Here is a 25,712-nt window from a genome sequence, read left to right on the forward strand (position 1 = left end):
TAACGACCCTCTTGAGAGAAGCTTTAAATAGAAATGGACTTTTTTAAGAAGCTCAATTGGGGAGTGCGACAAAGCGCCCAAAACGGACACGCAGATTTTAAAAAGGCTAAAGCTCAGCTATAACACGCCGATATAGAAAGATTTTTTTGTAGAAAAGTAAGGAGATTTACGTCACAACTGGCATTGCGCAATCAGTTGAGGTGTGAAAAAAGCCCCTATCTTTGAGAGAACCGGGGCTGTTTAATGGCTTGCTAACTGTGTTGGAGATCGAGAGAGATTGACCACACAGATAACGCACTAAACGTATTTATCTAATATCAAGCAAGAGTTGAGAGTGAGAGAGCTCTGCTCTCCATAAGATAAATACCGTTACCAAGTCGTTGATTCGCATAGCGCTTCCCGTCGGAAGCACCACTCAAAAGCGAAACAACTACTGCAATAGTGACATTGCAGAGTTTGGCAACTGTTTTGCTTGGGCTAGAATGGAAGTACCAGCCTGCTGCAAAATTTGGTTTTTGGTCATTTCAGTCGTTTCTTTCGCAAAGTCAGTGTCTTTGATACGACTGTTTGACGCTTCAACATTCTCTTGAACGTTGGCTAAGTTATTGATGCTGTGATCAAGGCGGTTTTGCTTCGCACCGAGATCCGCACGCTGTGAGTCGATGTAACGTAGCGCTGAGTCGACAACCGATACGGCGTTTTGCGCGCCAGCAACAGTACGAACATCGATGTCTTGCGCAGTTGTCACAACACCTGCACCAGAGGTTAAGCCAAGGTCGCTGGCCAGGGTGCCACCAAAGGTAACGTTGCCATCTAGCTTGTCTTCTGGTAGGAAAACTTGCAAGAAACCGTCATCAGAAACAGACGTTTTAAGGTATGGAGCTTGACCATTAATGTAGGTCGCTAGCTCTTCAATGTCATCACCTACTGGGGTGGTAAGAGAGATATTGACCGCTTCACCGTCTTTGGTTGTAAAATCAATCGTTAGGTCATTTGCACCCGCAGCAACTTCCCACTGCTTACCGACAACATTTGCACCTTCAAATGTCGACCCACCCATACGAGTATCGTCGGCGCGAATAGAGGTCAGTTCCATCACCATAGCTTCACCAGCATTGGCACCGATTTGGAACGAGGCTTCGCCGAAGGTACCGTTAAGTAGACGACGTCCACCAAAGGCTGTGGTTTCTGCGATACGGTTCAATTCATCTTGCAAAGAAGACACTTCTTCTTGAATTGCTACACGCTCTTGATCCGAGTTTACACCGTTGGCAGATTGCAGTGACAAGTCACGGATACGTTGCAGTACCTGCGTCGACTCGTTCATCGCACCTTCTGCTGTTTGCGCAATAGAGATGCCATCGTTAGCATTTCGCATTGCCACATCAAGACCACGTGATTGCGCAGTCAAACGGTTAGAAATTTGTAGGCCTGCCGCGTCATCGCGAGCACTGTTGATACGTTGACCAGAAGACAAACGCTCCATAGACGTATTTAGATCACCAGTGGCCTTGTTTAGATAACGCTGTGCAGTCATTGCAGAGACGTTAGTATTTACTGTTACAGACATGTATTGCTCTCCTTTCGAGTTTGCCTGACCTTTATGGCCAGCTAGCAGCTTCCTTTGCGTTTGCTTCGCTAGCGACAAACTCAGCTCTCATCAAGTTGAATGAAAAACATCGCGTTGTTTTCGCTTCTGATTTAAGTAATTCAACATGCGTGCCAACATTCTAAAAATAGTTGTAAAAATTGTTTTGTTTTCTCTAATCCCTTTATTTATAAGGGCTTCAGCGATGCTGAAATTCTAGAAAAAAAGTTAAGAATATGCGGTTATGGCCTATTCTTGGGTTTCACTTAACCGATTACAAAATCGGCAATGTGAGAGCGGCAATTATTGCCACATGTTTCTGTTCAATCTCAACTGTATTACTGGGCACTTATGGCATAGCACATAAGGCAATCAGTACAGACTAGATATAGTTAAACAGAGTTAAATCTTTTACTTTACCAAATGCGGTTTGCGACGCTTTTAGCGCCATTTGATTTTCATTAAAGTCAATCACCGCTTTGGCATAGTCCAAATCTTCAAATCGACTTTTGGACTTGGCTAAACTGAGTTTAAAATCTTCATGTTGCGCTTCGTGCACATCCAAACTGCTTAATCGAGTACCCACCGATGTGCGCACTTTAGCTAGGTGGCCAAACGCCGCCTGAAATTCATCCGTGGCTCTATGAAGCTCTGCCGTGGCCGAGGCGTCTGAAACCGATTCTTTTGCTAACGCCACCGCATCTTGGAAAGTATCAAACACACTGAAAGTTTTTTGAGGGCTCAACTCGATACTGTCGCCAGCTTGAATCAGCCCTTTAACGGTCACCGAGAGATCGTTAAATTGGATCCCTTGACTTGGGTCATAAATATCTTGTTTTACTGCAACACCGTTTTGCTCCAACTGATACCCAAAGTCACCATTTGGCATTGCCACGAAAGTGACTTTATAGTTGGCGGTATCGGCAGCGTCCAAGTTTTGAGCGTTAGCCAACTGCAATTCAGAACCACTTTGCAACGTATAACTTGGGCGGTAGTCTCCGTATGGGTTCACAACTTCCATAAACAGCTTGTTTCCAGGCTCGTTCGTCGCGACCTCAGTGTTGGTAGAGATCTTCATTAATCGCTGATAACTGTCCCCGGCATAACTCACCTTACCCGCAGCATCCATAAAGAAAGGTTGGGTTTTAGGCTTTGTTCCTGCAAAGGTGTAATTGCCGGTTTCATCTTGGCTATTGACCAGTTGCAATAAGTTTCGAGACAACTCTTGCAGTTGAGTGGCATGCGCTTGTCTGTCTTCGGGTGACAGCGCGCCGTTCACCATTTCCATCGTAGAACGTTTTGCTTGATCGGAATATTGTTCAGCGGAAGAAATAAGCACTTCTTTGTGCTCGAGACGGTTTCGGACCAGTACAATCGCATCGATAAACTGGTTCACTTGCTCGTCTTGTTGCTTCACTTGCTGAACATAGTGCGTCGCAATAGGGTCGTCTCCGGGTGAGATTAACTGTTTACCCGATGCCAGTTGTTGTTGATTGTAGTTGACCTTGCTTTCTAATCGGCGGTGCTCATTTTGCACAGATTGATAGTTATGGAAGCTTGCTACTCGATTGATCATACTCTACCTCCCTACCTTAGCTGCAAAATCGTGTTGAAGGTGTCATTGGCCGCTTGCATGACTTTTGAAGACGCCATGTACGCTTGCTGAAACTTCATCATGTTGGCTGCTTCTTCATCTAGGTTCACCCCAGATATTGACGCAATTCTTGATTGTGCTGCTTCGTTCTCAAGCCTAGACACTTGAGTCGCTCGCGACGATGTTGCATGTTGCAAACCTACATCAGTATTTAAGTTGTGGTAGAGCTGAATCACAGAGCTATTGCCGTCATTCATCAATTTATCGGTTTGCAAACTTTGGATTTTTCTAAGATTGCCGTTATCGCCTTCTGCGTGGTTGAGGTTAAACGCAAACGTATCATTAGCGTGTGCACCATCGGTCAATGAAAAGCTGGTACCTTGCAGAGAAATAGAAGCACCCGGCGGATACGCTTGGGGTGGCAATAGTATGTTGCCATTCATATCAGTGACGGCAAATTGTGTCCCTGTTGGACTCACCACCACTTGAAATTCTTTGAGTGTACCTACGCTGTTTATCTCAACTTCACCTTTACCTGTCGTAAAGCTGTGCGAGGTGTCATAACTTTGCGCGGCAATGCTTGCGGCATCTCTCATCGCCACTTGAATATCTTGTGCACCAGTGCGCGTTGGACGTATTAGGATCCTTTCACCAACCTGAGGCGGCGCTTGGATATCTACTTTAACGCCATCAAAACTAATACTGCCGTCGCTGGCTGGATACAGAATTTGTTGATTATCGAGGTCATCAGTGACGGTGTACTTAGTGCCATCAAATTGCAGCTTATATTCACCACCCGATAGTTGGGAAAGGTCAGTGATTTTAACCGCCATTTGAGCACTTGATTGTGGGTTTTGCACAACGCGGGCTTTCATTGAGTCTGGATGGTTAATGTCGTTAAACATGTGTTGACCCACCTGGCCATTCAGATCCAAACCTGATTCTTGTAACGTATTGATTGAGTGTGAAAATGCTAACGCCAGTCGACCCAACTCATCACTAACTTGTGGGATATGTTTATCCCTCATGTCCAACAACGCGCCAAGCTCACCGTCAATGTCTTTTGGTGAGATACGCTTAATACCCTTACCTTCAATAATGGCCAATTGTCTTTGCTGCGGATCGGGGTCGCCATTTACTAATGCGAGCTGGCTTGCATCAACGCCTGATACGATGCTGTGACCATTACCAATATGCACATTAAAGGCTTCATTACCCGATTTTGGTGTTACCGTGACTTTGGTAAATTGAGACAGCTCTTTAATCAACTTATCGTGCTGATCTAACAGATCATTTTTGGGACCATTGGTTTTCATCATTGCACGATGCACATCGCGAATTTCTAAGGCAATGCCATTAATACGGTCAACGGTGGCATCCAGTCGCTTATTGCTGTTTGCCGATTCAACTCTGACGGTTTCATGAAAGTTATTGAGGTTTTTGGCTATCACTTTTGCCTGTTCCAGCACGACTTTTCGTGAGCCCATATCGTTTGGAGAATCAGACAAAGATTTCACAGCATCAAAAAAGGCATTCATATTTTCAGGCACTTTCTTTGATGCATTTGAGGCGAGTAAACCACTTAGAATTTCGTAATTGGTTTCAACCGCTTGATTGCGATGTAGGTCGGTGGTCGATAGATTGAGTTCGTTAACGGCAAACTGATCCCAAGAGCGGCGAACATTTTCCACATGCACACCCATACCATAGCTTTGCCCACCATATAAGCGAGGCGTATTGGCTTCTTGGATCACAGATTGGCGGTTAAACCCGTCCGTGTTTGCATTGGCAATGTTGTGGCTCGTGGTATTGAGCTGTTTCTGAGCGGTTAAGACACTCTGGGTGCCGACACTCAGAAGATCCGATGCCATAAGGAAAACTCCACCGATTCATACAAAAAATAGTTGTTGAATAGACTAAAGCAATACCTGTGCCAAAAATGATAACTTGCGGAAAAACAAAGAGGTGTGCTGGGACTTTCGGAGTTAAAATAAAACAAGCAACCTTAGAAGGCTGCTTGTGTTTTGCTGTTTTTATCGCGTTGTGCTCACGCGCAACGATTACATTCTATCAATGCGATTTTTAATCGATAGTACTTTGTCAGCGTAGGCTGGATCCGTCGCGTAGCCAGCTTTATGAATGCCTTGAATAAACTGAGTAGAGTCTTGTGAATCCGTTAACGCGGTTTTGTAACGAGGATTACGTTTTAAGAAGGAAACGTAATCGCTAAAGCTTTGTTCAAAGCTCTCGTAAGAGCGAAATGCAGCGCGCTCATTAACAGGGATTTGACCATGATATTCAAGGGTCTGCTTACTGACCTTATCGCCTTTCCAACTGCGATCGGCTTTAATATTGAATAAGTTGTGCGTGCTTCCTTGCGAATCACCAATGACTTTTTTGCCCCAGCCTGTTTCTAGTGCCGCTTGCGCGATTAGAAGTGACGGGTCAACACCCAATACTTGCGCCGCGGACTCAGCGTATGGAGTCAGCTGTGCCACAAATTGCTTGGGTGTATCAAAGGTAGGTGTAGACTGTTTAGGGGCGGTGACGGTTGATGCACTTGCCATACTACTTGGGACAGCAAACGAACCACTGTTACGAGTTTGGTCGTAGATGGTTTTACCTTCCGGTGAAGGCAGGATGTCAAGTATATCGGGCATGTCAGCATTCGACGATGTTGAGCTTGCTGCAGCAACCGTTCCAAATCCACGTGTACGCGCTTGCAACTCATGGTTTGGGGTATGCTCTTCAACGCTTGGGCTTTGTGCTGCTTGTAGTTGCTTAACTATCATGTCGGCTAACCCAAGCGATCCGTTGGCACTGAGTTCACTCGACATCTGCTCATCCAACATCTGACGGTAAAAAGACTGGTTTTGGCTATTCATTAAGTCGCTTTCAAAGCCTGAGTTAGCATCACGCATCGATTTGAACAGCATATTGGTAAAGATTGCTTCAAACTGCTTTGCTGCAGCGGTCAGCGCTTCTTTGCTGTCTTCGTCTCCAGCAACAGCCTTTTGGCGAAGGCTGTCTAAGCTTGCCAAGTCATGGATAAATCCAACATCTTGAGTATTTACCGTCATACTGCCTCCTGCTTAGATGATGATCAATTGGCCTTCAATCGCACCGGCGTTTTTCAACGCCTGCAATATCGCCATAAGATCCGATGGGGCAGCGCCAACTTCGTTAACCGCACGTACTAGGTCATCTAGCGTTAGCCCAGGTTCAAATTTAAACATTTTGCCGTCGGCTTCAGTGACTTGAATATCGCTATCTGGTGTTACAACCGTTTGCCCGTCGCCAAATGGCCCTGGTTGGCTCACGTTGAGGTTTTCTTTGATTGCGACGGTCATCCCACCGTGGGTCACTGCAGCAGGCTTTAGACGTACATGCTGGCCAACTACGATGGTGCCTGTACGAGAGTTCACAATGATTTTTGCTGAACCATCGGCCGGCTCAAACTCTAAATTCTCAATAGCCGATAAAAACGCAACGCGTTGACTGACGTCTCTAGGTGCGCGCACACGCACTGACGTAGCATCAATGGCATTGGCCATTTGTGGCCCAAGAAAGTCATTGACGGCATCAGCCATTCGCTGTGCAGTGGTAAAATCAGACTCTGACAGGTTAAAGGTAATGAAGTCACCACGTCCAAAAGGAGACGGAATTTCTTGTTCTACCATCGCGCCGTTCGAAATGGTACCAGCGGTTGGGTTGTTGCCAACAATTTTTGAACCATCGGCGCCTTCTGCGCTGAAACCACTAACCAGTAGATTACCTTGAGCGACCGCATAGACTTCGCCATCCAAGCCTTTCAAGAAAGTTTGCAGCAACGTGCCGCCACGAAGACTCTTAGCTGAGCCGATAGATGAAACGGTCACATCAATTTGTTGCCCTTGTTTGGTAAAAGCCGGCATTTCTGCGGTGACAATGACCGCGGCAACGTTTTTTGTTTTAGGTTTAGTGCCTGGCGGCAACTGAATGCCGAATTGGCTGAGCATGGCATTAAAACTTTGATCGGTAAACGGTGTCGACTCACCCGTACCAGGTAGACCAGTTACAAGCCCGTAGCCGACCAATTGGTTGCTACGAACGCCGGCAACCTGCGCAATGTCTTTGATGCGTGCCGCGTGAGCTTGTTGAGCTAACAGCATTAAGCAGCTGCCTAGTACGATTAATAGTTGTTTCATTCGTCAAAGTTCCATCACATTCACTGTCCGTTATAAAGCGACATTAAAGAATCGTGCCAAGAATCCAGGTTCCTGCATATCTTGATTGGTACCGGTACCCGCATAACGGATTCGAGCGTTAGAAATTCTAGTAGAATCAATGGTGTTTTCGTAACTGATGTCATCTGGTCGAATTGTGCCACTGAGGCGAATATATTCGTCTCCGGTATTTAGGGTTAACCATTTTTCGCCACGGATCACTAAATTGCCGTTTGCCAGGACATCGGTAACTTCTACCGTTATTGAACCACTGATACTGTTACTTTGATTCGCCGACGCGTTGCCTTCAAAATTGTTGTCGTTGTTCAGCTCATAAGAGAGGTCATAACTGCCGAGGTTAACCGGCTGGCCACCCATCATGATGGGATCCAATGTCGAGTTATTACTTTTAGATAAGTCCGCATCGGCACTTTTTGCCGCTTTGGTGTTCTCATCGAGCATCACGGTAACGATATCGCCAATACCATGGGGTTTGGAATCGTTGTATAGATCTTGAACTAACGCGCCATTAAACAGTGACCCGGTCGCCGTTGCGTAATGTTCTGGTTTCTTCGGTGGATGAATCGGTGCCCACGCCGGATCATTTGCCACCGGATCATTTCTGCCTCTTAGCGTATCCACCAAACCTGTAGACTCTGCTGCAGACTGATCGCCTTCAACAGCATCGACAACGGTTGTACCTGACTCCATGTCAGTCTGAGGGCCTGTGTTTTCAAATATCCAACCTTGGGCACAACCAGCCAAAGAGAGAACACATAATCCAACAAAAATATGCCTAAACATGGTTTGCCTCCCCTTACAGTTGCTGATTCACAAAGCTCATCATCTTATCGACCGCCGAGATGACTTTAGAATTCATTTCGTAAACGCGCTGAGCTTCGATCATGTTCACTAACTCCTCAGTAACATTAACGTTAGAGGTTTCTAGCATTGATTGTCTTATTGATCCTAAGCCTTCAAAACCAGGAACGCCTTCTTGAGCTTCACCACTTGCTCCTGTTGGCAAGTACAAGTTTTGACCAATAGGCTCAAGACCGCCTGGGTTAATGAAATCGACAGTGGTGATTTGTCCCACAACCTGGTTGTCTTGCTGACCACGTAGACGCACTGACACTTCACCGTCGTTACCCACGGTGATCGAAATTGCGTCTTCTGGAATGGTGATCTCTGGCTCTAAGGCGTAGCCTGCGCCAGTGGTGACCACAACGCCTTCATCGTTTAACGTAAATTGACCGTTGCGGCTGTAGCCAATGTTGCCGTCCGGCATCATGACTTGGAAAAATCCGTCACCTTCAATCATCATATCCAATGAGTTACTGGTAGTTTGCGCATTACCATTGGTGTGAATTTTCTGCGTGGCGACCACTTTAGAGCCAGCACCCAACATTAAGCCACTTGGCAATTCGGTGTTTTGCGACGATTGACCGCCCGGCTGGTTAATATTCTGATAAAACAGATCTTCAAACACCGCACGACTTTTCTTGTAACCAATGGTCGAGGCGTTAGCCAAGTTATTGGAGATCGTGGCAATGTTTGTCTGTTGTGCGTCTAGTCCGGTCTTACTGACCCATAGTGCTGGTTGCATAATACCCTTTCCTTATTCCCTGTTGGCGTTAACTGCTACGAAGCAGAGAATCCGACGCCTTGTCCATATCTTCTGCGGTTTTCATCATTTTTACGTGCATTTCAAATTGGCGTTGTAAATCGATAAGATTGGTCATTTCTCCAACCGCATTGACGTTACTGCCTTCAATGGTTCCCGTCGCTAATTTGACTTGCGCATCAGCTACGTAGAAAGCATTTGGCTGCTTTGAACGAAATAGGCCATTGTTGTCTTTAAACAGTGTCTGATTATCAGGTCGAGTCAGTTTAATGCGATCAATCTCTTCTACGGCGTCTGCGGCAGCCCCCATTGGGATGACAGAAATGGTTCCGTCTCGACCAATTTCAACTTTGCTCAATGGGACCGGTAAGGTAATTGGCGCATCGTTGTTGCCCAGCACTAAATGACCCGCGCCATTTTTTAGCAAACCGTTCTGGTCGATGTGCAAATTGCCGTTTCGAGTCAACCCCTCTTTACCCGTCGCATCCATGACTGAAATCCAGCCATCACCTTCAATGGTAACGTCTAAGTCACGACCTGTGGTGATCACGCTGCCTTGTTGAAAGCTGTGTCCAGGGCGTTCTGTCATGGAAAATACGCGGGTGGGCAACCCTTGACCGTAAGCTTGCATAGAGCGAGCCTGCTCTAGATCTGCGCGAAAACCTGTGGTGCTTACGTTAGCTAAGTTGTTTGATCTTAGCTGCATCGCTTGCATATTTTGTTTTGCGCCGCTCATGGCCAAAAAGAGTGCACGATCCATTTTGCCTTCCTCGATTACTGTGTACTAATCGATATAAAGCAATTGATGTGCCAAGTTTTATTTGTCTTGTTTTTCAAAGATCTAAAAGAAAAATAGGATCATTTTATATAACAGAGAGGAAAGAAAAGACAAGTTTGCCGCATGCCGCGGCAAAGCTTGTCTTATCAAGGAGTAGCGGTTATCGAATCTGTAGAATGTTTTGTTGCAGCTGGTTATGAACATCAAGCGCACGGGAGTTCGCTTGGAAGTTACGCTGTGCGCTGATCAAATCAACCAATTCTTGAGTCATGTCTATGTTTGATTGCTCAAGAACACCACTTGAGATGCTACCAAAGGCACCTTTGTTGGACTCACCCCAGATTTTATCTCCAGAGTTTTGAGTGCTTGCCCATTGCGTACCACCTTTTTTATCTAAGCCCTGCTCGTTAGTGACTCGTGCTAAGGCCACTCGGCCTAAGGTGACACTTTTGCCGTTTGAATAGGTGCCAATGACGCTGCCGTACTCGTCAAAGTCTACTTTACTTAGGAAACCTGTAGTCGCGCCATCTTCGTCAAATGCGGTCATTTCAAATGGTGCGGCAAACTGAGTTGTACTCGTTACATTAAGGTTCATCACCTGATTAACGTCGGCGCCGTTGAGGTCAATTGGCGGAACATTGCTGCCAAGTGCTACTGTATTAACTGGTTGGCCAGAGTTAACAGAAGCCAACGTACCGTCGTTGTTAAAGGTCATTGTATGGCCGGCGTGTCCGCCTGGAGTTGACGCATCACCCCCGTCGATGTTGAGCGCTTTTTCGCCTTCCCCATCTGTCATGGTGTAATACACTTGCCAGTTATTTGGGGTATTTTGATCTTTAATATAATAGGTGGTGACTTTGTAAGATTGGCCCATAGAGTCATACACTGTCGCTGACGTAGAGCGGTTGAATGTATCTGGATCTTCAAAGTTAAATGCGGCTGGATCTTTTGCCTCACCCGTCGCTGGAAGGTTTACACCCAAAGTGATGTTTTCAGTCATCTTTGGTTTACCAAACTCTGCTGGGATCTTCAGTGGTTTTGGTTCGTATGACGTAACCTGACCGCTGTCTGGGTTTACGTTATAACCTAATAGGTACTCGTCGGCACTCGACACCATGTAGTTGTCTTTGTTTAAGTGGAATGCACCGTTACGAGTTAACTCATTCATATTCGGTGTGAGGCGATCTTTTGCCACCGCAAAAAAGCCCGTACCTTGTACACGAAGATCCATCGGGTTATTGGTGTAAACACTTGACCCTTCATGGAACTGCTGCGCCACAGAACTTGCTTGAACACCCTGTCCTGGTGTGGTCTTGGCGTTTGTAAATAACGAATTTGAATACACATCAGCAAATTCAGCACGCGACTCTTTAAAGCCATAGGTGTTGGCGTTTGCAATGTTATTACTGGTTGTATTGAGGTCTAACTGCGCCGCAGATAAACCACTTAATGATACGTAAGACATACCCTTCTCCTAAGGCAATTAACCTTTGCCAACTTCCTTTACTTCAGCGAGTTTAACTGGGCTGTTATACCCTTCTAGGTTAAGCAGTACATTGCCGTCCCCTTTACCAAGCAACACGCTATTCACATTGGCGTATGTTGATACATCGAACTCAGTGTTTTGACCATCGACTAAGCCGTTGGCTTTTACGTTATATTTTCCAGCCGGCATTGCATTGCCAGTGTCATCCAAACCGTCCCAATCTACGCGAGATTCACCTGCAGGATTTGCCCCTGCGGTAAAGGTGCGGACTAACTCACCAGCGGCATTTTCGATGCGCACCATTAAGTTATCGACTGAGCTTGGTAAGTTAACCATAGCGGCAAGGCCACCCATTTGATCTTTCATTCCCGCCGCACCTGGAACTAGTACGTCACGCCCTACAAGAGACGACGCCTGTAGCGCTTGGTTAGAAGTCATAGATGAATTCAAGCTATCAAACTGAGTATTCATCTTATTGATGCCATCTACAGTTGCAAAAGAAGCCATCTGAGCGATCATTTGGTCATTTTCTACCGGCTTAAACGGGTCCTGGTGAGCAAGCTGCTTAGTCAACAATGACAAAAAGTCATCTTGCTTAAGCTCATTCTTACCGCCCGTTTGCTGGGTTTTAGTTTGATCTTGTGATTGTTTAAGTTGGTCTATATAAGACAAGCCACTTTGACCGACATTATCAATAGCCATCAGCTGTCCTCCTTACCTTATTGACCCATCTGCAGCGTACGCAGCAGCATTTGTTTGCTTGCATCAGCAACCTGTACATTTGTTTGGTACGAACGGGATGCGGAAATCATGTTTGCCATCTCTTCCATCACATTTACGTTAGGCTTGTAAATATAGCCATCTTGGTTTGCCATTGGATGATCTGGGTTGTACTCCGCATTCAGCGGTTTATCACTCTCTACAATGCCCATCACTTTAACGGGAACACTGTGGTCTCGGTTGTACTTAGCTTTACTTAATTCGGCACCAAAAACCGCATGACGAGCTTTATAGGTCTGCTCAGCGCTGCTGCTAATGCTATCTGCGTTGGCGAGGTTACTTGATGTTGTATTTAGACGGATAGATTCTGCACTCATTGCAGATCCCGTCACGTTAAAAACATTGAATAAACTCATCGATTAGCTCCCTTTGATCGCTTTCGTCATATTTTTAAACTTCGACCCTAAAAAATCGAGTGACGCTTGATGGCGCAGTTGGTTTTCCATAAACAAGTTTCGTTCTAGGTCAACATCAACAGTATTGCCGTCACCGGTATCGGGTTGAGTTGGCAAGCGATATTCAGTTCCAGAGGTAAAATTAGTCGAGGCGGCAATATGTCGCCCATTGGTTCGACTCAACCCCATGCTCTGACCCGACTTCGCTGCGGCCATTGCTTTCTCAAAGTCCATCCCCTTAGCCTTATAGCCTGGGGTGTTAGCTTGTGCAATGTTGGTAGAAATCAGCTCTGCATTGCTTTCACGCACACCGACAGTGTGTTGATGTATGCCTAATGCATTGTTAAAACTGATGGCCATTGTTTGCCCCTTTTCTACCGTTTTGGTGTGACTACTTAGTATTAAGCGATTATCGTGCCAACAATACTATGTAGAACTAATTTTTATTGTGACGACGAAAATACTCGAGTGAGCTTACCTTTTAGTATCCGATTGCTCAAGATTTCATCAATGCATGTACAGCTATTTTAAGGTGATTTCGTTTTGACGATTCACATCATGGCGAACCAAAGCTGCAGATTGTAATCTATAGCAAAAACTAGCAATAATAAGGCCACTCTTTAAGAGTGGCCTTATTCATTCACAAGCGTTCATTGGCAAATCGCGACATAAATACCTATAACGCAATACGTTGCCGATTTTTGTCGACGGTTGCCGCACCTATGCCACTCACATTGGTTAATTGATCGGCACTGGTGAATGGGCCATGTACGGTTCTGTACTCAATAATATTTTGTGCTTTTTTCAAACCGATACCCTGTAGAAGGGTAGCGAGTTCTTCAGCATCCGCCTGATTGATGTTAACGACAATGTTAACGCTTTCGTTTTGAGACTCCGTCTCCTGCGCGGCAAAACAGCCGACACTAAACAGTGCCAGTAGAGTCAGCCAAATAGTCGATAGTGTTTTAGTCATGTTGCTCTCCTTTAAGTTGCCACATCACCGTACCGACTGTTCATATTGAGCAAACCTTATCAAAGATAAAAATAGAACGGGCTGCATATAATGCAGCCCGTTGTTACTTCAGTTTTCATTGTGTTGTGAGGTTACTCACCGATGAAGTATTCGATCTCAGTCGTTTCTGCCAGTTGACTCACTAGGCCTTGCTGCTCTTGCCCCTGGAAGGTTTGAGATAGCTGAGCTTCGATTTGCTGGTTAAAGTCGCTGCTGATGACGTCATTCACTTTCGACAATTCGACCACCACGACATTGCCAATGAGGCTTTGAGTTTGTGCAAATTGACTTTGTTCTGTTGGGCGCGGCATAGCAAACACCACATCCGCAAACTCAGAGCCACGGTCAACAGTGCTGACGTCGTTAAAGCTCAGATTATTATCAGCGAGAATGGTCTCATCTCCAGCAGACAATGCGTCAATGACTTCAAGCGCTAGCGCGTCTGCTTGCTCACGAGCCAACGTAAACATTAACTGTGACTCTACGTCCGCCTTAACGTCTTCCAATGGCAACACGGTCTGCTCACGAGCTTCCTCGATGCGAACCACAACGACATGCTCTGATCCAACTTCGATAACTTCTGAGTTAAGTCCGTCAAATTTTACTTCTTCACTCGTCAGCGCATTCGAAATTTCTTGATTACGCAGTAGCTCTGGTAGCTCGTAGGCCGACACAAAATCGGTGGTCGTTACGTCTGCGCCAATAGCCGTTGCGGCATCGTCTAGTGAATCAGGGAATTCAAACGCAACCGTCTCTAGCTCCGTGAGTAGACTATAAAACTCGTCCACTGCTCTCTGACCTGATAGCTCAGCTTTAAGCTCATCTTTAATTTCAGCAAGTGGCTTAGCCTGAGGCTCTTTGAGCGCGTTCAGTTTAATGATGTGGTAACCAAAGTCACTCTTAACTAATCCCGTCATGTCGCCGACAGCCGTCAGTGCAAATGCAGCGTCTTCAAACGCGGGATCCATGACACCTTTTTCAATCCAACCGAGGTCGCCGCCTTCTTCCGCGCTACCAAGGTCTTGAGATTTGTCTTCAGCCAGTTGGGCAAAGTCAGCACCTGCGTTTAGCTCATCTAAAATAGATTGAGCCGTTGCTTCGTCATCACCTTGAATCAAGATGTGGGCAACTTGACGCTGCTCTTCGGTGGAAAATGAAGATAGATTGTCTTGATAATAGTCTTCAACTTCGTCGTCAGTCGGGGCAAATTCCTCTTGCAGCTGCTGAGCTGAAAGCTCGACATAAGAGATACGGTACTGTTCTGGACGAGTAAAACGCTGTGCGTTGTCATCATAGTACTGCTGAATTTGCTCATCGTTGATGTCGACAGTTTCAGCCAATTGATTCACGTCGATTTCGAGAGTGCGAATATCACGGGTTTGGCTGATCAAGCCACTAGTGATGGCAATTTCTGAAGGTAGGACAAAATCGGTGTTAGCTAACGCCCCTGCCAATTGCGCACGAACCATGTCGCGTCGTAGGTACTCAGCGAAAGAATCTGGAGTGAAGCCCGCGCGACGCAAGAACGATTGATACACCTCTTGGTCAAAACGGCCATTGTTCTGGAATTGCGGCATAGTGACAATGAGATCACGAACTTGTTGGTCGCTGATGCGTAATCCGAGCTCATCGGCTTGTTGCTCAAGGAGAGCCTGGTTCACCATGCGTTGCAACACAGAGCGACGCAGTTGCTCTACATAAGTTGGGTCACCAAGTAGCGCGTTGAAGTAATCACTGTTCTGCGCTTGTAAACGGTTACGCTCATTTTGATACGCTTGTTCAAACTCACCACGCGCAATATCGACGTTACCCACTGTCGCTGCAACGTTCGCGTTTCCGCCAACAATGTAGCTACCTACACCAGCAAAAACGAAGGACAAGATAATCAAGCCCAAAATAATCTTTACCGCGATGCTATTCACGCCTTCGCGTAACCTTTCCATCATCTGTTTATATACTCCAAACTAGGCCAACTCGGCCAATTTTCGATTTATCGAATAATATCAGAAAAAGAAATGCGCACCAGTAACGATGCGCATTATTCTGTTGTTTGTGAACGATTACTTGATGTATTGCACTTTCGGAGAACTCTCCTGGGGTGCTAGCGTTATCAATCGTTCAAACTTAAATCGATTTTTCGCTTAGTTGCACGCGTCTTTTAACGCTTTACCAGGCTTAAACGCCGGTACTTTTGCTTCAGCGATTTGGATTTCTTCACCCGTTTTAGGGTTACGACCAGTACGAGCAGCACGAGTACGTACGCTGAATGTACCAAATCCAACCAAGGCTACTTGGTCACCATCTTTTAACGTATCTGATACAGATTCGATAACCGCTTCAAGTGCACGGCCAGCAGACGCTTTTGAAAGATCAGCGCTTTCTGCGATTTTTTCGACTAATTGAGTTTTGTTCACAGTGTATTCCCCTTGTGTTGCCCTGAAACACCACTGCCGGGCAACTTTGTCCATGTTATTTAAACGAGCTTATGCCAGATGTAAACAAGCGTTCAAGCTGATGTTAACTTAACGTCACAAAAAAAAGCTGACAAGTTGTTTTAACTTGCCAGCTTATTTCATTTTAGTATTTTTGGTCTAGGTCACTGTTTTAAGAGGCTACAGTGAAACCTTGCGGTGATTTTTCAAGAGCAATCTCAAGCACATCGTCTATCCACTGCACTGGAATAACCTTAAGATCAGCAATCACATTATCTGGAATTTCTTCCAAATCACGCTCATTGTCTTTCGGTATAACGACCGTCTTGATGCCGCCTCGGTGAGCTGCTAGCAGTTTCTCTTTAAGCCCACCGATTGGCAATACTTCACCACGAAGCGTAATCTCACCGGTCATTGCCACTTCAGCTTTCACAGGGTTGCCAGTCAGGCTTGAAACTAATGCAGTACACATAGCGATACCAGCGCTCGGTCCGTCTTTTGGCGTTGCGCCTTCGGGTACGTGAACGTGGATATCGCGCTTTTCATAAAAGTCGTTATTAATACCCAGTTTTTCAGCGCGAGCTCTTACAACCGTCATAGCGGCTTGAATGGACTCTTGCATCACGTCACCCAGCGAACCGGTCTGTGACAGTTTACCTTTACCGATCATAGATTCCGTTTCAATGGTGAGCAGATCACCACCCACTTCCGTCCACGCCAATCCAGTCACTTGACCAATGCGATTGTTGTCATCCGCTTTGCCAAAGTCAAAGCGTTGAACACCCAAGTATTCTTTAAGGTTATCTTGGTTAACTTCAACTTTCTTCAGCTCACTGTCGAGCAGAATATTTTTCACCGCTTTTCGACAGATTTTAGAAATCTCACGCTCTAGACTACGCACACCCGCTTCACGAGTGTAGTAACGAATAATGCCAACCAACGCAGAGTCCGCGATGTCGATTTCATGCGGTTTCAGTCCGTTACGCTTAATTTGCTTGGTCAGCAAGTGTCGCTTAGCGATGTTCAATTTCTCATCTTCGGTATAACCCGAAAGACGGATCACTTCCATACGGTCCAGCAGTGGACCTGGGATGTTCATTGAGTTTGACGTTGCCACAAACATGACGTCTGAGAGATCGTAATCAACCTCAAGGTAATGATCGTTAAACGCATTGTTTTGCTCTGGATCCAACACCTCTAACAACGCAGATGCTGGGTCACCGCGCATGTCTGAAGACATTTTGTCGATCTCATCAAGTAAGAACAGTGGATTCTTCACGCCTACTTTAGACATTTTCTGAATAAGCTTACCTGGCAACGAACCAATGTAGGTTCTTCGATGTCCGCGAATTTCAGCTTCATCGCGTACGCCACCCAATGCCATTCTCACGTATTGGCGACCTGTCGCTGCTGCAATAGATTGCCCTAGTGACGTTTTACCCACACCAGGAGGCCCAACCAAACACAAGATAGGCCCTTTCAGTTTATTGATACGGTTTTGCACCGCCAAATACTCGAGGATACGTTCTTTAACACGCTCTAGGCCGTAATGGTCTTGGTTAAGCACTTCTTCTGCTTTGCCTAGGTTCTTCTTAACCTTTGAACGCTTAGACCAAGGTACCCCAATCATCCAATCAATATAGCTGCGCACCACGGTGGCTTCAGCAGACATTGGAGACATCATTTTGAGTTTTTGCAGCTCGGCTTCGGTCTTTTGACGAGCCTCAGCGGGCATTTTTGACTCTTCGATTTTTTTCTGTAGCGCTTCAAATTCGTCTGGTGCATTGTCCATGTCACCCAACTCTTTTTGAATCGCCTTCATCTGCTCGTTGAGGTAGTACTCTCGCTGAGATTTTTCCATCTGCTTTTTAACGCGACCACGGATGCGCTTTTCAACTTGCAGCAGGTCAATTTCAGATTCCATCATTCCCATCAAAAACTCTAGGCGCTCGTTAACGTCTAAAATTTCAAGCACCTGTTGCTTGTCGACAAGTTTAAGCGGCATGTGCGCCGCAATGGTGTCAGCCAAACGAGCAGCATCATCAATACCATTGAGTGACGTCAGTACTTCTGGTGGGATCTTTTTGTTGAGCTTAACAAAGCCTTCAAATTGATTGATCGCGCTTCTTACTACGACTTCTTGTTCGCGCTCATCAATCTCAGGCGTCGTTAAAAACTCGGCATCGGCAATGAAAAACTCATCGTCGCGAATGCTGTGCACTTTGGCACGTTGTTGGCCTTCAACCAATACCTTCACAGTGCCATCTGGAAGTTTCAATAATTGCAAAATCGTCGCAACGGTACCCAAGTCAAACAAATCGTCTTTGCTTGGTTCATCGTTGTCAGCTTCTTTTTGAGCCACCAGCAAGATTTGCTTGTTGTTCTCCATCGCTGCATCAAGGCAAGTGATCGATTTTTCACGACCAACAAACAGCGGGATCACCATGTGGGGATAAACCACCACATCACGTAACGGCAATACTGGTATCTCTGTGCGTTCAGAACGTTCCAAGTTCATAGTTGGTTCTCTATATTTGGCGGTATTAGTTGTTATATAGGGGTAATTTTAAGGTATTCAACGGTAAAGGGATAAGTTTATGTAGAAAAAGGTAACAATTGGCGAACATTCCTACAAAAATGATGCTTTAGTCCAGTTAATTCACTGAGTTATACAGGGGTTATTGCAAAAAAAAACCAGAGCCTAGACTCTGGTTTAATATCAATTTGTATAGCAATTACTCAGCGACTGCAGCGTCTTTTCCGTTGTAAATAAGCAGTGGCTCTGACTCGCCGTTAATCACGGTCTCATCAATAACAACTTTACTTACATCGCTTTCAGAAGGTAGATCGTACATTGTGTTTAGCAACACACCTTCCAAAATTGAACGCAATCCACGTGCACCTGTTTTACGCTCCATCGCTTTTTTAGCAATGGCTTTAAGTGCATCTTCGCGGAACTCAAGCTCAACCTCTTCAAGGTCGAACAACGCACCATACTGTTTTGTTAGCGCGTTTTTAGGCTCGCTAAGGATCTGAACCAATGCGCTCTCGTCAAGCTCGGTAAGCGTTGTGGTGACTGGAAGACGGCCAATAAACTCAGGGATGAGCCCGTATTTAACCAAATCTTCTGGTTCTACTTTACCAAATAACTCACCAACGGTACGAGTATCGTCTTTTGAGCGGATTTCAGCACCAAAGCCAATACCAGAGCCAGTTTCAACCCGCTGCTCTATCACTTTATCTAGGCCAGCAAACGCACCACCACAAATAAAGAGGATCTTAGAGGTATCAACTTGCAAAAACTCTTGTTGAGGATGCTTACGGCCACCTTGTGGTGGTACAGAAGCGATAGTACCTTCAACCAGTTTTAGTAGAGCTTGCTGTACGCCTTCACCAGACACATCACGTGTGATCGATGGGTTTTCTGCTTTGCGAGAAATTTTGTCGATTTCATCGATGTATACAATACCACGCTCAGCTTTCGCTACGTCGTAATCGCATTTTTGCAACAGTTTTTGGATGATGTTTTCAACATCTTCACCCACATAACCGGCTTCGGTTAGGGTCGTTGCATCTGCCATGGTAAACGGCACATCAAGGAAACGAGCCAACGTTTCCGCTAGCAAAGTCTTACCGCTACCAGTAGGACCAATAAGCAGAATATTACTCTTGCCTAGCTCAACGCCCTCAGAGTTGGTGTCACCGTTACGCAATCGCTTATAGTGATTGTAAACGGCAACAGCCAATACCTTTTTCGCGTGCTCTTGACCGATGACGTAATCATCCAAGTGTTCGCGAATATCTCGTGGTGTCGGCAGTGCCTCTGCCTCTTTCTTAGGCAGTACATCTTTAACCTCTTCACGAATAATATCGTTGCAGAGATCCACACATTCATCACAAATGTATACTGACGGGCCTGCTATGAGCTTACGTACTTCATGCTGGCTTTTACCGCAGAAAGAGCAATAGAGTAATTTTCCACCCTCTTTGCTTTTGTCTGTCATTTGCTACCTCTTTACTTGGAGCATTTTAGTTTGTTGCGTTTTATCTATGTCATTATAGATGAAAAGCTAAACCTATATTCTCTATTACGCACGTGCCAATACAGAATCTACAATTCCGTATTCTACTGCTTGATCCGCTGACATGAAATTGTCACGGTCAGTATCACGCTCGATCACTTCTAGTGGCTGACCTGTATGTTCCGCCAAAAGAGTGTTCAATTTCTTCTTAATCGTAAGAATCTCTTGTGCATGGATCTGAATATCAGATGCCTGACCTTGGAATCCGCCTAGTGGCTGATGGATCATTACACGAGAGTTTGGCAATGCATAACGCTTACCTGGCGCACCGCCAGCAAGTAGGAAAGATCCCATTGAGCATGCCTGTCCCATACACACAGTACTTACGTCTGGCTTGATGTACTGCATCGTGTCATAGATAGACATACCCGCAGTTACACTCCCACCTGGTGAGTTAATGTATAGGAAAATCTCTTTATCTGGGTTTTCTGATTCAAGGAACAACAGTTGAGCAACCACAAGATTTGCCATGTGGTCTTCGACTTGTCCAGTCAGAAAGATGATGCGCTCTTTAAGCAGGCGTGAGTAGATATCGTATGAACGCTCTCCACGGGAAGACTGCTCTACAACCATAGGTACGAGTGCGTCAATTATTGGCGACGCGGCGCTTTTTTCTTGGAAGCTCATAGTTTTAGATCCCTTAAAAATAAATGGCCCTAAGTATAGGGCCATTGTTAGCAGAATAGTAGACTGTAAGTCAACAACTTCCCGTCTTAACCCCTAAGAATTAAGCAGGTTGCTGGTTCATCAAGTCGTTAAAGCCTAGCTCTTTTTCAGACACTTTTGCTTTACCAACAATTGCGTCAATCGCTTGCTCTTCAAGTGCAACGTTGCGCATATTGTTCATCATTTCTTCGTTGCCTTCGTAGTAAGCAACAACTTCAGATGGATCTTCATACGCTGTAGCCATCTCTTGGATCAACGCTTTTACTTTTTCATCGTCAGCTTTTAGCTCTTCTGCTTTGATAACTTCACCAAGTAGAAGGCCAACCACTACGCGACGCTTAGCTTGTTCTTCGAACATTTCGCGTGGTAGAGACTCAGCAGCTTCAGCGTTGCCGCCAAAACGTTGTGCAGCTTGTTGACGAAGTGCACCGATTTCTTGATCGATAAGTGCAGAAGGTACGTCGATGTCGTTCTCTTTAACAAGACCGTCAATCGCTTGCTCTTTGATGCGGTTTTTGATCGCGCCTTTAAGCTCACGTTCCATGTTCTTGCGAACTTCAGCTTTAAGACCTTCAACGCCGCCTTCAGCAACACCAAATTTCTCAACGAACTCGTCATTTAGCTCAGGAAGCTCTTGAACTTCTACAGAGTTTACTTTGATAGCAAACTTCGCCACTTTACCTTTCAGGTTTTCAGCGTGGTAATCTTCTGGGAAGGTTACGTCGATTTCAAATTCCATGCCTGCTTTCTTACCAGCAATGCCGTCTTCAAAACCAGGGATCATACGACCAGCGCCCATTTCTAGAGGGAAGTTTTCAGCTTTACCGCCTTCAAACTCTTCGCCGTCGATAGAACCGATGAAGTCGATGTTTGCACGAGTGCCTTCACCAGCTTCAACGTCTGACTCAGTCCAAGATGCTTGTTGCTTACGTAGCGTTTCTAGCATTTCAGCAACGTCTTCGTCTTTCACTTCAACCAATGGCTTTTCGATTTCTACGTTTTCTAGACCTTTAAGCTCTACTTCTGGGAAGATTTCAAAGGTTGCAGTGAAAACAAGATCTTTGCCTTCAGCGATTTCAACTGGTGCGAATGTTGGGCCGCCAGCTGGGTTGATCTTTTCTTTAACGATTGACTCGATGTAGTGACGTTGCATCACTTCACCCATAACATCGTTACGCACAGATTGACCGTACATTTGCGCTACCATTTTCAAAGGCACTTTACCTTTGCGGAAGCCGTCAAAGCGACGGTTCTTAGCGATATTGCGTAGTTCCGCTGTTACTGCATCTTCGATGTTTGCAGCAGGAACAGTAATGGTTAGACGGCGCTCTAGGCCTTCCAAAGTTTCAACAGTAGCTTGCATTGTTTTCATAACCTCAAATCGTACTCTTTAAAAAGAGCGTTTACCTACTTGAGTAGGCTTTCCTAATTTTTGCGTATAGCGTTGACGTATAGCGCGTATTCGTGACTCAATCCAACAGCCCATCACGATCGAGTAGTAAAACCTAAGTTTTACTAGGGCTACTGGAGAACTAATAAGAGATAACTTCACTCAGCGGTTAGGCTTGAAAAGTTGTCTATGATTAGTCTCAGGGTGAAATAGACGCGACATTCTACCCACATGGGTATCGGCTGTCGAGTCACCCCCTAATAACAGGCACGCCGATGTAACAAAATCGGGGCTAGCGCGCACTTTTAGCCACTACACACTAAGCCTGCACTGAGAATGGGGTCTTGTGCTACGATTTCAAGGCTTCTGAACACAAAAAAAGTGCAATTGATTAAAAAGAGATCAATCCACCAGAATGTTCGCTAAAGATGGTCAACAATAGTCGTTAGAAGTTAAGCAGTTAAGGTGGTGGAGTGATCAAGGATTCAATACGAACATTTTTTATGATCGGATGCACTTATATCCTCATCACAACCGCGCTAGGCCAATGGTACTGGTACGAAGCCGTTAACAAGCAAAATCGTGATAATCAATCGACTCTCAGCCAATTTCAGGCTCAACTGCAAGCGCAATTGGAGCAGTTTTCTTACTTGCCACGACTGCTGTCAAAAGACCGTGAGCTTATAGACGCGCTTAATGCTCCCTTTAACAGTGCCCAGTTAGATATTACCAACCGCTACCTAGAAAACGTCAACCGCATCATTGGTGCAGCCGATACCTACCTGCTAGACAATAACGGTACCACTATCGCAAGCAGTAACTGGTTGTCAGAAACGTCGTTCATTGGGCGTAATTTTGCTTTTCGCCCCTATTTTCAACAGGCACTGCAAGGTACGACTGGGCAATACTTTGCGCTTGGTTCCACCTCGGCTAAGCGCGGCTATTACTATGCTTACCCTATACATTACGGCGCCTCTTTAATTGGTGTCATTGTGATTAAAATGGACCTTTCTCTGATTGAGCAAGATTGGATAACCAAAGGGGCAACCTACATTGTAACCGACCGAGACAACATCGTATTTATGAGCAGTCGTCAGCAGTGGTTGTTTCACTCGCTACTCCCTCTTTCACCCGATCGCACGCGAGAAATCCAGCAAGAGCGTCGCTACTTGGACCTCCCTATTTCCTCGTTAGGATTTCTCGCAATTCCTAACTCTCAGCAAGGTCGCATAACCCAAAAGCGCACACCAATCAGTGCCGATACGTTTTACTACGCGCACCATCCTTTGCCTAACCACCAACTTAAGGTGTGGGTACTCTCTAAACAGCAGACATTGGTGTGGGGGCTACTTAGGTTCTTGGTTTTCTTGCACCTGGTGTATGCGTTAATCATTAGCTTTTGGCTATTCTCGGGGTATCGAAAACGAAAGTTACAACAACTCAATTTGCTGCAAGCGCAATCTCAACAAAAGCTCGAATTTGAAGTTATGGCGCGCACGGCGAAACTGCAGGTGGAAATTAAAGAGAGAACGCTTGCAGAGCAGCGCCTATTGCAGGCTCAACAAGACTTGATTCAAGCGGCGAAATTGGCCCTGTTAGGTAAACTCTCTGCCAGCATCAGTCATGAACTCAATAACCCACTGGCGGCAATTCGGAGCTTCTCAGATAACGGAGTGAAGTTTATCGAGCGTGGCGATTATGACCGAGCAAAACAAAACCTTGAAAAGATCGTCTCATTGACCGAACGAATGGCTAAAATTTCTCAGCAACTACGTGCGTTTGCACGTAAGTCGAGTACCGATGACGCGCAGTGGGTAGAAGTCCTGCCGATATTGGAGCTAGCTTTAGAGCTCACGCGCCCTGAAGCGATGCGATGTGGGTTAGTGATAAATCCCCACCAATCCCCCAACTTGCCGCTGCCTTTAGTAAAAGTTCATGCGGTTCAGCTTGAGCAGGTATTTATCAACCTCATCACCAATGCTATTCAGGCCACTGCTTCCTGCAAACAAAAGCAAATCGATATTACTCTTACTGTTGATTCAACGTGGCTAAACATCGCATTTGACGATTCAGGAACAGGAATCGATCCTGAATTGCAAAGCATGCTGTTTGAACCTTTTGTTACCAATAAAACACAAGGTCTTGGGCTGGGGTTATCTATCTCTAAAGAGCTTATCGACAGCATGAAAGGCACATTAACTGCGGGTAATTCCGACTTGGGTGGTGCTTGTTTTACGGTGATGCTGCCCTACTCGTACGACCCTACCGATCCAAGTGAGACACGATGACACACATATTCTTAATTGATGATGAGGCCGATTTGCGTGATGCAATTAGCCAAAGTCTCGAGTTAGCCGATTTGACCGTCACTCAGTTTGACAGTGCTGAGTCTGCATTGCTAGCGCTTAAGCAAGACCCACATGTAGACGTTGTGGTCAGCGATATCTGTATGCCTGGCTTAAGCGGTCTCTCGCTGCACCGCTCGTTGCTTAAGCAGTCTCCGGATATTCCGGTTATATTAATTACCGGGCATGGCGATATCGCGATGGCGGTCGATGCAATGAGAGAAGGCGTTTATGACTTTATCGAGAAACCCTTTTCCAATGACTTCTTAATAAAGTCGGTCAAGAAAGCGGCCGAAAAGCGGGCTCTGCTGGACGAAAACCGCCGACTAAAAAGTGCGCTGAAGCACAATCAAACATTGGGTCCAAGAATTATTGGCCAATCAGCTGGTATCGAACAAGTAAGATTACTGATCGACAAAATTGCAGACACGCCAACAGAAGTACTGATTTTTGGTGAGACTGGGTGCGGTAAAGAGATGGTTGCTCGTGCCTTACATGAACAAAGCTCGCGAAGAGATAATAATTTTGTCGCCATCAACTGCGGTGCACTGGCAGACAACTTGATCGAAAGTGAACTGTTTGGGCATGAAAAAGGCGCATTTACTGGGGCGGAGCAGCAGCGCATAGGCAAACTTGAGTACGCCAATGGAGGAACTCTGTTTCTTGACGAGATTGAGTCCATGCCAATGGCGGCTCAAATCAAATTACTGCGCGCCTTGCAAGAGCGAGAAATTGAGCGTCTCGGCTCAAATCAATTGATGCCTATCGACATTCGGGTTGTTGCGGCGACAAAAACCGATCTCAAACAGCTCTCACAGCAAGGATCTTTTAGAGACGATCTCTACTATCGCCTTAACGTAGTGCACATTGATATCCCTCCTTTACGAGAACGTGCCGATGATGTACTGGCACTTTTCCACCATTTCCAGTTAATTGGCGCAGCGCAACTGGCTCGGCCTGCGCAGGCACTCTCTGCAGAACAAAAAGCAGCATTAGTCCGCCACGACTGGCCAGGAAACGTACGCGAATTACGTAACTGCGCCGAACGGTTTGTGCTGCTTGGATCCATTCCGATGGAAAGTGAGAACCCAGAATCCGCTTCTGCTTCAACCAGTTTGCCTCAACAGGTTAGTGCGTTCGAAAAAGCGCTTATCGAGCAGGCTTTAGCTCAATCTCATGGCAGCATTACCCAAACTCTAGAGCTTCTTGATTTGCCTAGAAAAACCCTCTACGACAAGATGAAAAAGCATCAAATAGACAAGCGCTGTTTCAAAAATGAGTAAGCAATCATTACTATTAAGCGATAAACTTATGAACTCAATCACTACCATTGTC

General features: G+C 45.7%; 21 protein-coding genes. 2 read left to right on the forward strand and 19 right to left on the reverse strand.

Annotated features, from left to right (window positions below; all coding sequences use genetic code 11):
• Positions 1 to 430: 430 nt before the first annotated feature.
• The 19 genes from JQC93_RS07930 to tig form a co-directional block, all read right to left on the reverse strand.
• Positions 431 to 1,570, reverse strand: coding sequence for a flagellin (locus tag JQC93_RS07930; RefSeq protein WP_205157914.1), 1,140 nt, complete (start codon positions 1,568 to 1,570; stop codon positions 431 to 433).
• Positions 1,571 to 1,970: 400 nt separating this feature from the next.
• The gene (flgL, locus tag JQC93_RS07935; protein WP_205157915.1) at positions 1,971 to 3,164 is read right to left on the reverse strand and encodes a flagellar hook-associated protein FlgL; all 1,194 of its coding nucleotides are present in this window, start codon (positions 3,162 to 3,164) and stop codon (positions 1,971 to 1,973) included.
• 11 nt (positions 3,165 to 3,175) lie between these two features.
• Positions 3,176 to 5,053, reverse strand: coding sequence for a flagellar hook-associated protein FlgK (gene flgK / locus JQC93_RS07940; protein WP_205157916.1), 1,878 nt, complete (start codon positions 5,051 to 5,053; stop codon positions 3,176 to 3,178).
• A gap of 189 nt (positions 5,054 to 5,242) precedes the next feature.
• Positions 5,243 to 6,262: a flagellar assembly peptidoglycan hydrolase FlgJ gene (flgJ, locus tag JQC93_RS07945; protein WP_205157917.1), complete on the reverse strand. Its 1,020-nt coding sequence runs from the start codon at positions 6,260 to 6,262 to the stop codon at positions 5,243 to 5,245.
• Positions 6,263 to 6,274: 12 nt separating this feature from the next.
• Positions 6,275 to 7,369, reverse strand: coding sequence for a flagellar basal body P-ring protein FlgI (locus JQC93_RS07950; RefSeq protein WP_205157918.1), 1,095 nt, complete (start codon positions 7,367 to 7,369; stop codon positions 6,275 to 6,277).
• 30 nt (positions 7,370 to 7,399) lie between these two features.
• Positions 7,400 to 8,191, reverse strand: coding sequence for a flagellar basal body L-ring protein FlgH (gene flgH / locus JQC93_RS07955; protein ID WP_205157919.1), 792 nt, complete (start codon positions 8,189 to 8,191; stop codon positions 7,400 to 7,402).
• Between the two features lie 13 nt (positions 8,192 to 8,204).
• Positions 8,205 to 8,993: a flagellar basal-body rod protein FlgG gene (gene flgG / locus JQC93_RS07960; RefSeq protein ID WP_084887082.1), complete on the reverse strand. Its 789-nt coding sequence runs from the start codon at positions 8,991 to 8,993 to the stop codon at positions 8,205 to 8,207.
• Positions 8,994 to 9,021: 28 nt separating this feature from the next.
• On the reverse strand, positions 9,022 to 9,771 hold the full coding sequence (locus tag JQC93_RS07965) for a flagellar basal body rod protein FlgF (protein WP_205157920.1): 750 nt from the start codon (positions 9,769 to 9,771) through the stop codon (positions 9,022 to 9,024).
• Positions 9,772 to 9,949: 178 nt separating this feature from the next.
• Positions 9,950 to 11,254, reverse strand: a complete 1,305-nt coding sequence (flgE, locus tag JQC93_RS07970) for a flagellar hook protein FlgE (protein ID WP_205157921.1) — start codon at positions 11,252 to 11,254, stop codon at positions 9,950 to 9,952.
• An 18-nt stretch (positions 11,255 to 11,272) separates the two neighbouring features.
• Positions 11,273 to 11,980, reverse strand: a complete 708-nt coding sequence (flgD, locus tag JQC93_RS07975) for a flagellar hook assembly protein FlgD (RefSeq protein ID WP_205158042.1) — start codon at positions 11,978 to 11,980, stop codon at positions 11,273 to 11,275.
• Between the two features lie 14 nt (positions 11,981 to 11,994).
• A complete protein-coding gene (gene flgC / locus JQC93_RS07980; protein WP_205157922.1) occupies positions 11,995 to 12,411 on the reverse strand; it encodes a flagellar basal body rod protein FlgC in 417 nt (138 codons plus the stop codon).
• A 3-nt stretch (positions 12,412 to 12,414) separates the two neighbouring features.
• The gene (gene flgB / locus JQC93_RS07985; protein ID WP_205157923.1) at positions 12,415 to 12,810 is read right to left on the reverse strand and encodes a flagellar basal body rod protein FlgB; all 396 of its coding nucleotides are present in this window, start codon (positions 12,808 to 12,810) and stop codon (positions 12,415 to 12,417) included.
• Positions 12,811 to 13,126: 316 nt separating this feature from the next.
• Positions 13,127 to 13,423 carry a ComEA family DNA-binding protein gene (locus JQC93_RS07990; RefSeq protein WP_205157924.1) on the reverse strand — a complete coding sequence of 99 codons (297 nt, stop codon included), beginning with the start codon at positions 13,421 to 13,423 and terminating at the stop codon, positions 13,127 to 13,129.
• 131 nt (positions 13,424 to 13,554) lie between these two features.
• Complete coding sequence (gene ppiD / locus JQC93_RS07995) at positions 13,555 to 15,408, reverse strand: peptidylprolyl isomerase (RefSeq protein WP_205157925.1); 1,854 nt, start codon at positions 15,406 to 15,408, stop codon at positions 13,555 to 13,557.
• Positions 15,409 to 15,603: 195 nt separating this feature from the next.
• Positions 15,604 to 15,876, reverse strand: a complete 273-nt coding sequence (locus JQC93_RS08000) for an HU family DNA-binding protein (RefSeq protein WP_084887066.1) — start codon at positions 15,874 to 15,876, stop codon at positions 15,604 to 15,606.
• A gap of 190 nt (positions 15,877 to 16,066) precedes the next feature.
• Positions 16,067 to 18,412 (reverse strand): endopeptidase La, encoded by a 2,346-nt coding sequence (gene lon, locus JQC93_RS08005; protein ID WP_205157926.1) that lies wholly within the window; start codon positions 18,410 to 18,412, stop codon positions 16,067 to 16,069.
• Positions 18,413 to 18,629: 217 nt separating this feature from the next.
• Positions 18,630 to 19,898 carry an ATP-dependent protease ATP-binding subunit ClpX gene (gene clpX, locus JQC93_RS08010; protein ID WP_205157927.1) on the reverse strand — a complete coding sequence of 423 codons (1,269 nt, stop codon included), beginning with the start codon at positions 19,896 to 19,898 and terminating at the stop codon, positions 18,630 to 18,632.
• A gap of 84 nt (positions 19,899 to 19,982) precedes the next feature.
• Positions 19,983 to 20,603 (reverse strand): ATP-dependent Clp endopeptidase proteolytic subunit ClpP, encoded by a 621-nt coding sequence (clpP, locus tag JQC93_RS08015; RefSeq protein WP_084887061.1) that lies wholly within the window; start codon positions 20,601 to 20,603, stop codon positions 19,983 to 19,985.
• 100 nt (positions 20,604 to 20,703) lie between these two features.
• Positions 20,704 to 22,005 (reverse strand): trigger factor, encoded by a 1,302-nt coding sequence (gene tig / locus JQC93_RS08020; RefSeq protein WP_084888125.1) that lies wholly within the window; start codon positions 22,003 to 22,005, stop codon positions 20,704 to 20,706.
• 530 nt (positions 22,006 to 22,535) lie between these two features.
• Here tig and JQC93_RS08025 point away from each other — a divergent pair.
• Positions 22,536 to 24,320 carry a sensor histidine kinase gene (locus tag JQC93_RS08025; protein ID WP_205157928.1) on the forward strand — a complete coding sequence of 595 codons (1,785 nt, stop codon included), beginning with the start codon at positions 22,536 to 22,538 and terminating at the stop codon, positions 24,318 to 24,320.
• Positions 24,317 to 25,660, forward strand: a complete 1,344-nt coding sequence (locus tag JQC93_RS08030; RefSeq protein ID WP_205157929.1) for a sigma-54-dependent transcriptional regulator — start codon at positions 24,317 to 24,319, stop codon at positions 25,658 to 25,660. The genes JQC93_RS08025 and JQC93_RS08030 overlap by 4 nt, the downstream gene beginning before the upstream one ends.
• Positions 25,661 to 25,712 lie beyond the last annotated feature (52 nt).

Source organism: Vibrio ulleungensis (assembly GCF_016900875.1).
Lineage (GTDB): Bacteria > Pseudomonadota > Gammaproteobacteria > Enterobacterales > Vibrionaceae > Vibrio > Vibrio ulleungensis.